The organism is Clostridium sp. C8-1-8 (assembly GCF_009928445.1).
Classification (GTDB): domain Bacteria; phylum Bacillota; class Clostridia; order Clostridiales; family Clostridiaceae; genus Clostridium_AR.
The window spans coordinates 314,512-327,385 of record NZ_JAABNO010000001.1 but is presented as its reverse complement, the minus strand read 5'-3'; the positions used below and the strand labels follow the sequence as shown (position 1 = coordinate 327,385).

Annotated in this window: 13 protein-coding genes; 3 read left to right on the top strand and 10 right to left on the bottom strand. The window is 31.0% G+C overall.

The annotated features are described in order from the left end of the window. Positions 1-615: 615 nt before the first annotated feature. Positions 616-1,275, bottom strand: coding sequence for a hypothetical protein (locus GXK57_RS01370; protein WP_160670307.1), 660 nt, complete (start codon positions 1,273-1,275; stop codon positions 616-618). Between the two features lie 263 nt (positions 1,276-1,538). Further along, on the bottom strand, positions 1,539-2,270 hold the full coding sequence (locus GXK57_RS01365) for a LytTR family DNA-binding domain-containing protein (protein ID WP_160670304.1): 732 nt from the start codon (positions 2,268-2,270) through the stop codon (positions 1,539-1,541). A 339-nt stretch (positions 2,271-2,609) separates the two neighbouring features. Here GXK57_RS01365 and GXK57_RS01360 point away from each other — a divergent pair, with 339 nt between their 5' ends. Then, entirely contained in the window at positions 2,610-3,962 is a 1,353-nt protein-coding gene (locus tag GXK57_RS01360) for an MATE family efflux transporter (protein WP_160670301.1), read from the top strand. 138 nt (positions 3,963-4,100) lie between these two features. Here GXK57_RS01360 and GXK57_RS01355 read toward each other — a convergent pair whose 3' ends face one another. From GXK57_RS01355 to GXK57_RS01335, 5 genes are all read right to left on the bottom strand, one after another. Beyond that, on the bottom strand, positions 4,101-4,313 hold the full coding sequence (locus GXK57_RS01355; protein ID WP_238475914.1) for a hypothetical protein: 213 nt from the start codon (positions 4,311-4,313) through the stop codon (positions 4,101-4,103). A gap of 242 nt (positions 4,314-4,555) precedes the next feature. Beyond that, complete coding sequence (locus GXK57_RS01350; protein ID WP_160670298.1) at positions 4,556-6,232, bottom strand: ABC transporter permease; 1,677 nt, start codon at positions 6,230-6,232, stop codon at positions 4,556-4,558. Beyond that, the gene (locus GXK57_RS01345) at positions 6,225-6,950 is read right to left on the bottom strand and encodes an ABC transporter ATP-binding protein (RefSeq protein ID WP_160670295.1); all 726 of its coding nucleotides are present in this window, start codon (positions 6,948-6,950) and stop codon (positions 6,225-6,227) included. Before GXK57_RS01345 ends, GXK57_RS01350 begins: the two co-directional genes overlap by 8 nt. 145 nt (positions 6,951-7,095) lie before the next feature. After that, on the bottom strand, positions 7,096-7,623 hold the full coding sequence (locus GXK57_RS01340; protein WP_160670292.1) for a nucleoside recognition domain-containing protein: 528 nt from the start codon (positions 7,621-7,623) through the stop codon (positions 7,096-7,098). Positions 7,624-7,632: 9 nt separating this feature from the next. Then, on the bottom strand, positions 7,633-8,208 hold the full coding sequence (locus tag GXK57_RS01335) for a nucleoside recognition domain-containing protein (protein ID WP_160670289.1): 576 nt from the start codon (positions 8,206-8,208) through the stop codon (positions 7,633-7,635). A 140-nt stretch (positions 8,209-8,348) separates the two neighbouring features. On the opposite strand from GXK57_RS01335, the gene GXK57_RS01330 reads away from it, so the two are divergent. Continuing rightward, on the top strand, positions 8,349-8,531 hold the full coding sequence (locus GXK57_RS01330; protein WP_160670286.1) for a hypothetical protein: 183 nt from the start codon (positions 8,349-8,351) through the stop codon (positions 8,529-8,531). Positions 8,532-8,655: 124 nt separating this feature from the next. Here the strand turns inward: GXK57_RS01330 and GXK57_RS01325 are convergent, their stop codons facing one another. From GXK57_RS01325 to GXK57_RS01315, 3 genes are all read right to left on the bottom strand, one after another. Continuing rightward, complete coding sequence (locus GXK57_RS01325; RefSeq protein WP_160670283.1) at positions 8,656-9,993, bottom strand: MATE family efflux transporter; 1,338 nt, start codon at positions 9,991-9,993, stop codon at positions 8,656-8,658. Further along, complete coding sequence (locus tag GXK57_RS01320; protein ID WP_160670280.1) at positions 9,986-10,438, bottom strand: MarR family transcriptional regulator; 453 nt, start codon at positions 10,436-10,438, stop codon at positions 9,986-9,988. Before GXK57_RS01320 ends, GXK57_RS01325 begins: the two co-directional genes overlap by 8 nt. Before the next feature lie 136 nt (positions 10,439-10,574). Next, complete coding sequence (locus GXK57_RS01315; protein WP_160670277.1) at positions 10,575-11,261, bottom strand: SprT family zinc-dependent metalloprotease; 687 nt, start codon at positions 11,259-11,261, stop codon at positions 10,575-10,577. Between the two features lie 366 nt (positions 11,262-11,627). On the opposite strand from GXK57_RS01315, the gene GXK57_RS01310 reads away from it, so the two are divergent. After that, a complete protein-coding gene (locus tag GXK57_RS01310; RefSeq protein WP_160670274.1) occupies positions 11,628-12,860 on the top strand; it encodes a DUF5050 domain-containing protein in 1,233 nt (410 codons plus the stop codon). Positions 12,861-12,874: the final 14 nt, after the last annotated feature.

Genomic DNA, 12,874 nt, shown 5'->3' with positions numbered 1-12,874 from the left:
GTATCCGCCCATAATAGCTTTTAAGGAGGAAACTTTATAGGGCAGATTACTATCGTTTAATTTATAAAATAATAAAATAATAATAAACTGCAACAATGAATACAGCTAAAACATTAAGTGAAATATTAATTAATACTCTGATGCTTGACATAACTCCCTCCATTATATAAAACATAATTATGAAAATTATTAAATTTACTTATCCAGAAATCCAATCAAAGCGACTTTATATTATGTACTTTTAAGCAAATCTCCAGAGCTACTTTTATTACTATAACAAATATTTCACCACTCCCCAAAAATGATATATAAAAATTTATACAATTTATCCAGTGTATAAATACTATCAGATTTTTATTTAAATCACTATACATATATACCAAAATATACTATTTAGCTTCCCAAATATACTATTTTGACTTTGAACCATACTTTTTTATTTATCTTCATTCTGTTATACATATTAATAACCTTGTGCATGGTTATATATTAAGTCTTTTAATATAATCTTCCCCATTTTAACTTACTACGTTATAATTAACAAATAGGAAAAAGCACCCGAGTGATCAGGCGCCTATTAGAACTACTATTATTCTTTCTAATATGGTTGGTATTTTAGATTTTATCAAGTTCAAAGTATACTCCACCACCATATAGAATCAATGTACTCTTGTCTTTTATATAAAAGTTACAGCGGTTTCCTTTTGAGTCTTTAACATTTATTTCAGTAAGAGAGTTAGCTTTTATGCCAAGTTTCTCAAAGGTTACTTTATTTTTATTGTCTTCATCAAACTTACTTTTAGATATAGATGTTTTATTGTATACAGGATTGTTTATAGTCTTATTTACATCACTTACCTTCTCTCCAAAACAACTTGATTTACTCTTTGAAAAGCTTAACTTTTTCCCTACTATCTTTTTTATATCAGCCTTACTTAAGGTCTGTACCGGACCAGTACCTACTTCTTTTTTTACTACCCAAGTACCGATGTAGGTTTCTTTAGCATTTGAATTTTCAGTGGTTTTAGAATCGGATTTATCTTCTTTTGCTTTGCTTGCAGAATCATCCTTATCACTAGCTGCTGCCTGATCTGTAGAATCAGTTTTATCTTGATCTGTAGAGTTTGTTGTGGAATCCTTATCTTTAGAGGTATCAGAAGCTTCCTGAGTTTTTGTACTATCAGAAGCTACATTCTTCTTATCTTGAGCCTTACTGCACCCTTGGAAAAGGGCCATTGTTATAACCAGTAGGCTAGCTACTAACTTTCTATTCATTAGGTTAATTCCTTTCTTACTTGTATTTAATCACAAGATCCTTGCACAATAATATGCACCATTTATAGATAATTTAATTTCAGCTGAATAATTACCATATTTTTCCTAGGACATTGTAAATTATAACACAATGACTTTTTTAAAATCAATAAAAAAAAGATTACTATTTGGTAACAGCTTATAAAGTTAGTAAAGAGTTCCTATCTCTAAACTTGATTTAGGAACTCTTTAAAGTTAGGCTCTGTTAATGTAACATGTTCAAATTAAAGCTTAAGTTTATCCAACAAAACTTTAGTATAACTCTTTGATAAGCAACAGGTCTGTCCATTTCTCATATATATTAATTTCTCTTTTTTATTTATTGACTGAATATTATCTATATTTACTATAAAAGACTTATGGCACTTTATAAATCTTTCATCCAGAGATTGTTCTATATCCTTGAGCTTACTATAAAACTCTTTGCTCCTATTAAAACAGTTGACTTTTATTTTACTTTTTGTGCTTGTGGTTTCAAAAAATAGTATATCTCTAAAGTCAATCTTTGTTATGGATCTACCATCTTCTATGGTAAAAAAACTGTCACTAAGGATACTATTGCCTAACCTCATGTTAATCTTTAACAAAGCATCACTAATCCCTCTGTATAATTCTTCTCTAGAGTTCTTAATTATGTAATCAAAGGCTTCAACCTTATATTTGAATGTTAAATGAGTCATTTCTGAATGACTTGTAATAAATATTATAAAAGAATAGGGATCCTTATCCCTAATTTTATCAGCTAATTCTATGCCATTAATATTACATTTAAGATCTACATCTAAAATATATACACTTAGCTCTGGAGTATCTTTTATTGACTTTATAACATCATAGGGATTTTCTGTAGAAAGATAAACCTTCATATTTAAGTAGTTTTCTCTTATTATGTTATCTATATGTTTTACGATATCTATTCTTTGTTTTTCAGAATCCTCACAAACTATTATATTCATTTATACTCCTCACCTACCTTACTTGCATTTAATATGAAATTTAGTCTCTGTTAAAGTGTTGTTTTGAAATTAAACAGTGGATTATCAGATGCTTTAATACGCTTGTACAAAGCTTTAAAATAACGTTTACCCAAAATTGAACATTGATTATATAAGCTCCTTGTTACATACTATGCAATAAGGAAAGGCACTGTTTGCTTACCATAATAAGTAATATAATTATATTTTAATTTATATACTTTGTAAATATATGTTACCTATTGCACCTAATTACACTAGCTATCAGACTTATGATATAATAGTTAAGGTTTTCTATAATGTTCAAGAAAGGAGCACTTAATGAAAATTCATAAATCTACGATTTTAGACGTTTTAACTATAGCCCTGCCAGCTGTAGGCGAAATGATCTTATATATGATGATTGGTGTTTTTGATACTATGATGGTAGGAAAATATGGTGGCAACTTAGCTGTAAGTAGTGTTGGATTAGGCACAGAGATAATATACACCTTCTCTAACATACTAGTTGCTAATGGAATATCAATCGGTATATCTTCTTTAGTAGCCAGAAACATAGGAGCAAGAGAAACCGAACTTGCAGAAGAATATGCTACTTTAGGTTTCTTAGCTTCTTCAATAATATCTATATTTGTGTTCATTGCACTTTTTATGGGTTCGTCCATAATATTCAAACTAGTAGGAGCTGAAAAAGCTATAATCAATTTAGGCTCTCCATATATGAAAATAGCTTCTATAGGTATTACTTTTAATATGTTCATGAATAGTCTTAATGCTTCACTAAGAGGCTCAGGCAATACTAAAGTACCTTTGATAGCCTCTATAATAATAAATATAATAAACATAACTTTAGACTATATATTAATATTTGGTAAGTTTGGATTTGCTCCTCTTGGAGTTATGGGTGCTGCAATTGCAACAACCACTGCTCAAATAGTTGGATTTACTTTTATACTTTTTTATATGTACAAATATTCAAAAATAAAAGTAAGATTAAAATATATAACTTCTTTAAATTTAAATATGTTTAAAAGTCTTATGAATTTATCTGTACCTTCAGCCTTACAGGAAGGTGCCTTCAGTATAAGCAGACTCTTAAGTAATTTCTTCATTGTTTCATTAGGAAGCTTAGCTTTTGCAGCAAATCAAATAACAACCTCTGTTGAATCAATATCCTTCATGCCAGGGTGGGGATTTGCTGTAGCTGCTACTGCACTAGTAGGTCAAAAGATAGGGGAAAAAAACTACAAAATGGCTAAAGAATATGCTTATTGTTCCATATTTTTAGCAACTATAGTTATGCTTATATGTTCAATATTATTTCTAGTGATACCTGGAGTGTTAGTATCGCTCTTCATTGGACCATCTGAGACAAAGGTAATAAACGACGGGGTACTTTGCCTTATGATAGCTGCTATAGAGCAGCCCTTTATGGCTTTATCCATGGTTGCTGGAGGTATACTTAAAGGCTCCGGTGATACAAAAACCCCCTTCAAAGTATCTATGCTATCAAGTTGGGTGATAAGACTACCTTTAATGTTCTTAGCGATTTATATCCTGAAACTTCCTGTTATGTATGTATGGATAATAACAAGTATCCAATGGGCAGTTGATGGGTCTATTATATTTATGTTATTTAGAAGAAGGTTTAAGGAATTACAGTGTGTTCAATAAGTCAAAAAATCCGCTGAAGCGACCTTCTCCAATTCGCTTTTCTTGTGTGTCTGACTTTCTGAATGAATATGATAAAAGTACAGTAAAAAAGGGTTTGAAATGATTGCTTCATCTCAAACCCTTTTCTTATTTATTAAATTACTTTTCTTTATTGCTAGTAATCTTTTTATATATAGAATATACAGCGGAAACAATTATGCCAAATACTCCACCTAAAGAAAATCCTAGAGGAATATTATTTATAAAGAAGCCTAGAATCAATCCAGCTGTGGTACCTATTCCTATACCGTATGCCAAATACTTTATATCATCATCTGTAACTGATAAAAGTTCTTTCAACTTCCTTTCCATAAACACTCTCCCCTGGATTTATTTAAGTTAAAGATTCAAATAATCCAACTCCCCTTGGATTATTTAATATTTTATGCTAGGATAACATATAGTCGAGAAACATATTGCTACCTTTAAAGCATTTCCAATCTATTAAAAGTACATTTGTTTATTTAATTCATCATATATATAGACGTAATAAGTGTGCAAAAAGTTTCATAACTTTTATATATTTAACACTTATTTAACATTTCATAATATATCTAGTCTGCGATTTTATTAAAAAGCTTATACCCTACTGTGCTTAAAACCTTATACAGTAATACATCTGCAATCAAAGTAAATAAAGCTAATGCAAAATAAGATATAATATAATTAGCACCAATAAATATAGTTGCTGCAGTACCTGCTCCTCCTACAACCAGACCTATAAGCAAGGACTTCATTGAGTTAAAGTTCTGCTTAACAGCTTTTTGTTCATCATCCCAAACGAGTTTTGGTGAGTGAAGATCTATTAATAGACCTATCATAGCAAACATAACTATTTCTAACATAGCTAGTATAAATATTAATAATATTAAAGTAATTGGTACCTTTATAATTAGTGCTCCTATAGCAAATACCACTATAAGTATACTATTTATAGCTACTGAGCTTAATACCTTTGCCATCATCTGAGTCATAAAGCTTACAGGCAAAAACTTTGATACATAAACATTATCGCCTTCTCTTGATATTGAGGTTGAAGCCACTGGATTAGATGCAGTAAAGAATATTATAACCGCAAAGGCAACAGCAATAACTATATTATAACTCTTAGGATCAGCTAAAATTTCTCCTACATGTTTAGAAATATTATTGATACTACCACCTTGAGAAAGCATAGGAATTAGCATAACAACTGGAATAATAACTATTGTTGATATACAGTTCAGCAAATAAGCTGGAGTCCTAAACAAAAGTACCATCTCTTTATTAAACCAAGTCATAAGCTGGGACTTTTCCTTGGTGCTCTTATCTAATACTTCTTTCTTTAATTCTTTTCTAGAACTAAAGCTTTCAGAATTACCTACTGCACCCTTAAGATATAATGCATCGGCTATAAATATAAATACTACTATTGCTAATATATTTATAAGAACAAACAGCAATAAGTTAACTGCCATTTTTGAAGGAGTTTCTGCCACAGTAGCATAAGTTCCAATTTTTGAGGTTATAAATACATTTGAAAGACTATCTAAAGCTGAGTTCTTATTTGTCATCCAATGTTCAAGGAGTTGTCTTTGAGCATCTGGATTAGCATTGGCCTTTGAACCAAAGGAATTTGATACAAGGTTTATGCCTATTGGTATACATATAGCTATAAGACCTGTTATTACTCTAAAGCCATCCTTGTGCTTAGCCAGATTAGTGAATCTCATAAGAAGCATAGCTACAATAGAACAATAGGTTACTGGAAGTATAGGCATAAATATAAAACATACAAGACCTGCTAGATAAAATTGCAACCCTGCTCCAGTTCTAAAACCATATATACCTATAGCTGGCAATAGTATAAAGGCTTCTAGCATATATTGATATACCACAACTGTGATATATTTAGCCAAAGTGATCTCATGCGGTTTGAAAGGTAACGGTAATACAAAATCAATATCTTTAGAAAAGTAAAATATACTTATTACCGACATCATACCAAATACAAATATAATTAAAGAAACCAAACTATAAGAAAGACCTATTAAAAGTGCATCTTGGTTAAGCATATGAAGCCCCTCATAAATACCGAACATCATAGCACCCACACCAAACATAATCAAAGGAAGTGTAATAAGAAGTAATATTATATTACCGATCTTCGAGTTAGTTCTTTTTTTCCCTCTTCTTGTATTGCCAAAGCCAGTTTTAAAAAATATCTTAGTCAATAACCAAACTCTATTCATTTTCTGTCATCTCCAAGAACATCTGCTCTAAGGACTCATTGGTTTTAAAGTGTTCCTTCATTTCCGCTAAAGTTCCACAGAACAGGATTTTACCCTTATTTATTATAGCTACTCTATCACAGACCTTTTCTGCTACATCTAATACATGGGTTGAGAAAAATACAGACTTACCAGAGTTGGTATGTTCTCTCATCATCTCCTTCAATATAAAAGCAGATTTAGGATCTAGACCTGTAAGTGGTTCATCTAATATCCATACCTCTGGATCATGTATCAAAGCTCCCATTACAACGATCTTCTGTCTCATACCGTGTGAGTAAGATTGTAGTTGATCTGAAAGTGCTGACTGCATATCAAATCTTTTTGCAAGCTCCTCTATCTTATTCTGTCTTTGATTCTTAGGCACATTATAAACATCCGCCATAAAGTTTAAGTACTCTATACCTTTTAACCTTAAAAACATATCAGGACTATCAGGCACATAAGCAAACTGCTTCTTAGCTTCCAAAGGATTTTCAGTAATACTTACTCCATTTATTTTTATTTCACCTTGTGTTGGAGAAATAATACCTGTTATCATCTTTATGGTTGTAGTCTTACCAGCTCCATTAGGTCCCAAAAAACCAAAAATCTCTCCATCGTTTATTGTGATGTCTACATTGTCTACAGCATTGCTAGTCTTATTGTAGCTCTTAGACACATTTTTTATTTCAATCATCTCTCTCTCCTCCTTTTATAGAAAAATTTTACCATAGTTTTCTTAATTTAGTCTTAAGATTAGTAAAAAATTTGCTAAAACTACTTTCTTTAGTCATTCTTAATAAATCTCCATTTTTAAACGTATACTAAATATATTATCCATTTTATTTGAAAAACATTATTTTAACTACAGTTACAGCCACTATTATAGCTGTAAGGTCTGCCATAATTGCTCCCCATAAGGTATGCCTTATCTTTTTTATCCCTACCGCTCCATAGTATACAGTGATAGTATAAAAAATAGTTTCAGTAGTCCCCATTATTACTGATCCTACCATTCCTATATAGCTATCTGCTCCATATTGTTTTAGTATATCGGTAAATACCCCTAGTGCTCCACTTCCTGAAAGAGGCTTTACTAATATAAGTGGAATTAATTCCTTTGGAAGCCCTATAATAGAAGCTGCTGGCGCTAAAAGGTTATTAAGCATGTCCAAAAGCCTTGCTTCCCTAAATATCTTTACAGCTATTATCATTGATAGAAGGTAAGGAAAAATTCTATAACACACATGAAGTCCTTCTTTAGCTCCCTCTACAAACCATTCATAAACCTTTCTCCCCTTTATCATTCCATAAATCAATATTGCTAAAAATATTATAGGTATTATGCTTTTTAATAGATAGTTAAACATAAGATCCTCCTAAAAGTATTTCTCCAGTATTTTTGTACAAGTAACTCCAACTACGGCAGCACATCCTGTTGCTATTAAGGACGGTATTATTATGGATCCAGGGTTAGAGGATCCAGCTGCTGCTCTGACAGATATAACTGTAGATGGTACAAATTGAACACAAGCAGCATTTATAACTAAAAACAAAGCCATGTCATTTGACGCAATACCTTTCTTAGGATTTAGCTTGTCCATTCCTTCCATAGCCTTAATTCCAAAGGGGGTGGCAGCATTAGATAAACCTAGCATATTTGCAGTAAGATTCATAACAATAGATCCTAAAGTCTTTTCATCTCTTGCAGCATCTTTAAACAGTACCTTTAATATTGGTTTAAGTAAGCTTGCTAGTATGTTTGTAAGGCCACTTTTTTCTGCAACCTTCATAGTTCCACACCAGAAACACATAATCCCTAAAAGACCTAAAAGTAAATCTGTAGTTGATGCGGTTGAATCAACTATTGCTTTTGATATAAGCTCACCATTTCCTGTAAAGATACCTACGGCTATTCCTAAAAGTAGCATGAAAAACCATATGTAATTAATCATATTTCTCCTCCAATTAATATTATTAAATGATACATCTTTGGGTATCTATACAATATATGCCTTGCACTGCTGGTTTAGTAATGATAACATTAAACTATACTTTATAATATTTTTTATAACTAAAGTAAAGGAGATTACTTATGGACGAAAATAACCTTAAGCTTGCTCAACAGGATATTGAGGAAGCACTAGCTGCTGTAGAAGACATTGAAAAGAGCATTGATGAAAATGAATCAAAGGATGGATTAAAAAAGAAATTCATCGTATTAACTGAAAAAGTTCAACAGCTTGAAGATATATTAAAAACAGAAGGAATTCTATAGAACAATCCTAAATCATTAAAGCCATTATTTTTAGGATTGTTACCTTCCTAAGAAATAAAACAAGGGACAGATAAATTCTACTTAAGAATTATCCGTCCCTTTTACAATATCTAAATATATATTATTACTTTAAAGCTTTTACATCTTTATAAAATACTATAGCAGTTATAAGTGCTGAAAGTCCATCAGATATAGGTCCAGCAAGCCATACTCCATTAAGTTTAAAGAATATAGGCAATATAATAAGTAATGGTATTAAAAGTATCACTTGTCTTAGAAGGCTTAAGAACATAGCCATCTTAGCTTTACCTATACTTTGGAAGTAGTTTGCACTAATCGCTTGGAAACCTACTACAGGTAGCATAAATAAGAAAATTCTAAGTCCATTGCTACCAACTCTTACAAGTTCTGCATCACTATTAAATATAGTTATAACAAAATGTGGAACAATTTCTACAACTAAGAACCCAACCACTACTATTGCTGTAGCTCCTATAGAAGCTTTTTTAACAGCTTCCTTAACTCTTTCATACTTTTTAGCCCCATAGTTATATCCTATTATAGGCAATGATCCCTGATTTATTCCGAAAATAGGCATCATGAAAATCATTGCTACTGAGCTTATAATGGACATCGCTGCTATAGATACATCTCCACCGTAATTTCTTAAGGCATTATTAGATATAATCTGAACCACACTGGATGCTAGCTGCATAGCAAAAGGTGAAATACCTATTGCAAATATACTTATAATAAATTCCTTTTTCAATTTAAAATTCTTTACTTTAAGCTTAAGAATACTATTTCCTCTAGTAAAATAATTTAATATCCATAACATAGAGATAAACTGAGAAATAACTGTTGCAGCAGCTCCTCCTCTTACGCCTAAATGGAGCACAAATATAAATATAGGTTCTAAAATAGTGTTTAGTATAGCACCTATAAGCATAGTAAACATAGCTATTTTAGGATTGCCATCTGCTCTTATTGAGTGATTAAGTCCAAAGCCCATTACATTAAATATTGAACCAATAAATATTACTTGAATAAATTGTTTTGCGTATTTTAAAGTTGCTTCACTAGCGCCAAAAGCATTTAGAACAGGGTCCATTGTCAAAAGACCTACAATAGTTATAACTACTCCTGTTATTATCAAAAGTACAAAAGCATTACCTAAGATGTTTTCAGCTTCTTCCTTCTTTCCTTGTCCAAGCCTAATTGATATTGCGGTTGCGGTACCAATACCTACAAGCATACCAAAAGCCATTATTATAGTCATTATAGGAAGTGTTATTCCCACCCCAGTTAAAGCATCTTTTCCTATACCAGGAATATTCCCTATAAATATTCTATCTACTACGTTATAAAGAGCATTAACCATCATACCTATTATTGCTGGCACTGAAAACTTTAATAATAAAGAACCTATTGGTTCTTCACCTAATCTCTTTTGTCTATCCATTATCCTTTTCCCTCCCTGCGCATATTCTTTGATTCCTACATATCTTTGCCATTACCTCAAGGGTAAGTTTTTTTTCTTCATCACTTAAATCTGAAGTTAGTTTTTCGTTCCAATTCTTTATGACTTTCTTAATGTCTGATTCTATTCCCTTAGCCTTGTCAGTTAGAGATACTTTATACATTCTCTTATCTGCTCCATCTCTAACTCTTAATACATATCCTTCTTCTTCGAGCTTCTTAATTGCTCTTGCAGTAGTTCCCTTATCTATGTATAGCATCTCTGCTAGTTTCTCCTGACACAGACTACCATTCTCGTATAATTCCATCAAAAATCTAAATTGCCCATATCCAATATTAAATTGAGCAAGCTCCTTAGAGATAAAAGCACTTCCAATTCTATATAATTGGGATATATATGCTCCAAGCATTTCATTATTATTATTCATAAAAAACTCCTATTACTATAAAGATAATTTTTACGACAAAAATTAGTATAATAAAAAATGGTTGCAACTGCAACCACATTTTTTACCAATTCCTATTAGTAAACGTTATTATTTTAAAATTATTTTAAGGATCTTACTACCAATTACAATACTTGCTACTACTAGTATTAAGGAAATTTCTTCTCTCTTTATAGTCTGGGATTACTTTCTCAACTAGCGCCCAAAATTTATTAGAATGATTTCTCTCTAAGGTATGACACAGTTCATGAATTATTACATAATCAATCACTCCCTCAGGCATTGAGATCAGCTTTATATTATAATTTATATTATTCTTGGAAGAGCAGCTTCCCCATATAGTCTTAACATTCTTTATGTATACTTTATTTACAGACACCCCCAACTTATCCGCTATCTCAAAGGTTCTCTTATTCAAATATTCCTTTGCTTCTTTCCTAAACCAATTCATAAGCATATCTTTAGCCATTTCCTCCAAAAGAGTATTGTCACCCTTTTTGCTGGCCTCTAAAGTAAAAATAAATTTATCTTGCTTAAATTGCAAAGAGTTTTTTAAATCATAGTTAAATTCTAGTTCATATGGCCTTCCTAAATAATATACTATTTGTCCATCAACATACTTTAACCGTTTTTCACCTCTCTCCATAATCTTTTTATGAGTTTGTTCTATCCATAACTTGTTCTTATTAATAACACTATCTATGTAAGCTTTTGAACATCTATATGGACATTTTACGATTATTTTATCTTCCTTAACCTCAATTGCTACTGTCTTTCTTTTAGATCTTACTATTTCATATTCCATTTTAATCTCCTAATATTACGAAAAAAATTTCTCTGCCTGTTCCTTTTCAGATTTTAAAGCATAAATCTTATATAAAGTTATTAATAACATTTAATTCAGGGTATATTTGATAATATTATTTAAATTAAGTGGTTATAAAGGAGATACTATACGAGCCAGCAACTATAATTAAATGATCTTTTTCGCAAGCTCATCAAAACCTCCTATGACTGACAACTTAATTTCAATGAGGTACTTCAAAAGAGCCGTAATTTAAAATACATTATTATGAATAGACATTAATATTATATAATAAATTTTTATATATTAGAGGATTTAAATATAATGGATAGAATAAGTATTAATAACTTTAATGGGAGGTATTGTATGAAAAAACGTTTTTTTATTATATCTGGACTTATCGTGATCTTAGTAGGCTGTAGTTTAGCATTTAGTATATATAGCAAATCTCAAAAGAAGACTTCAATTTCCTCAGAGGCTAATAATAATAATAAAACTAAAGCAGAAAAACCTAAAGAATTATCTTCGCTTAGTACAACAAAACCCTTAACTACAACTGAAACTCTGTCTACTGATCTTAAGACGAACTCTAATGGTTCACATAATACAGTAGATGGTATAAATACATTAAGCAATCACCTTAATGGTGGATATGTAAGATATTCAAAACCTTATTTATTTCTCTCCCCCTATATACTTGCATCAGACAGTCCTAAGTTAGTATATTCAATGGAAGACGGTACAACAATGTTTAAAAAACTGGATTTCGAGGGTATCTACGATATGAATTTAGTAGATGATTCTCTACTTTATAGACCGTTTGCACAACCAGACCTATATAAGGAAAAACTACAAGCTCCTCATGAAGAAAAAAAACTTTTAAATCAATGTGGTGGCTATTTTATCTATAACGATTGGATTTATTTAATAAGCACTGCAGATTCATCTATAAAGAAGATGAATCTTAATGGTGATTACTTAACAGATGTAAAAGCTAATTTACCACTTCCTCCAAACTCATCATTAAGTTTTTCTTCTTTCATTTTTGTATATAATGATAAGCTTTATTTCTCGTCAACTTCAACCTCAGGAAGTGGCAATGATGAAAAGTGGAAAAATACACTTTATTCAATGAATCTTGACGGATCAGGCTTCCAAGCTGTTCTAGAAGATACCTTTATTCAGCTTAGTATATATAACAACAGCATATACTATTTCAAAATGCCAATCATTGCAAAGGACGGAGAAATGCCAAAACAAGATTTAATCAGATTCGATTTAAATACCAAAAAGACCTCTACTATATTACAGACTGATTATAGCTCTCAAGGCTCCATAAATATATATAAAGATGAGCTATACTTTATCTCAAGCTCCTCTGATTTTAATGTTGGTGGCTCACAATATACTTTTAGACTACAGAAATATAATTTAAATACTCAAAAAATATCCACTGTATCAGGTCCGCTTCAATTGCCAGGCAAAATATTCATACTAAATGATAGAGTCTTTGTGCTCCCTATAGTAAGTACAGATAAAAACCAATATATTTATTACTCTATAAAAACCGATGGAAGTGAAGAAAAATACGTAAAATAAAAGCATGCCGTTTG

What these genes read in the sequence shown, in the direction of transcription:
- GXK57_RS01370 (WP_160670307.1), bottom strand. Translation starts at nt 1,275, where the DNA reads ATGAATAGAAAGTTAGTAGCTAGCCTACTGGTTATAACAATGGCCCTT.
- GXK57_RS01365 (WP_160670304.1), bottom strand. Translation starts at nt 2,270, where the DNA reads ATGAATATAATAGTTTGTGAGGATTCTGAAAAACAAAGAATAGATATC.
- GXK57_RS01360 (WP_160670301.1), top strand. Translation starts at nt 2,610, where the DNA reads ATGAAAATTCATAAATCTACGATTTTAGACGTTTTAACTATAGCCCTG.
- GXK57_RS01355 (WP_238475914.1), bottom strand. Translation starts at nt 4,313, where the DNA reads ATGGAAAGGAAGTTGAAAGAACTTTTATCAGTTACAGATGATGATATA.
- GXK57_RS01350 (WP_160670298.1), bottom strand. Translation starts at nt 6,232, where the DNA reads ATGAATAGAGTTTGGTTATTGACTAAGATATTTTTTAAAACTGGCTTT.
- GXK57_RS01345 (WP_160670295.1), bottom strand. Translation starts at nt 6,950, where the DNA reads ATGATTGAAATAAAAAATGTGTCTAAGAGCTACAATAAGACTAGCAAT.
- GXK57_RS01340 (WP_160670292.1), bottom strand. Translation starts at nt 7,623, where the DNA reads ATGTTTAACTATCTATTAAAAAGCATAATACCTATAATATTTTTAGCA.
- GXK57_RS01335 (WP_160670289.1), bottom strand. Translation starts at nt 8,208, where the DNA reads ATGATTAATTACATATGGTTTTTCATGCTACTTTTAGGAATAGCCGTA.
- GXK57_RS01330 (WP_160670286.1), top strand. Translation starts at nt 8,349, where the DNA reads ATGGACGAAAATAACCTTAAGCTTGCTCAACAGGATATTGAGGAAGCA.
- GXK57_RS01325 (WP_160670283.1), bottom strand. Translation starts at nt 9,993, where the DNA reads ATGGATAGACAAAAGAGATTAGGTGAAGAACCAATAGGTTCTTTATTA.
- GXK57_RS01320 (WP_160670280.1), bottom strand. Translation starts at nt 10,438, where the DNA reads ATGAATAATAATAATGAAATGCTTGGAGCATATATATCCCAATTATAT.
- GXK57_RS01315 (WP_160670277.1), bottom strand. Translation starts at nt 11,261, where the DNA reads ATGGAATATGAAATAGTAAGATCTAAAAGAAAGACAGTAGCAATTGAG.
- GXK57_RS01310 (WP_160670274.1), top strand. Translation starts at nt 11,628, where the DNA reads ATGAAAAAACGTTTTTTTATTATATCTGGACTTATCGTGATCTTAGTA.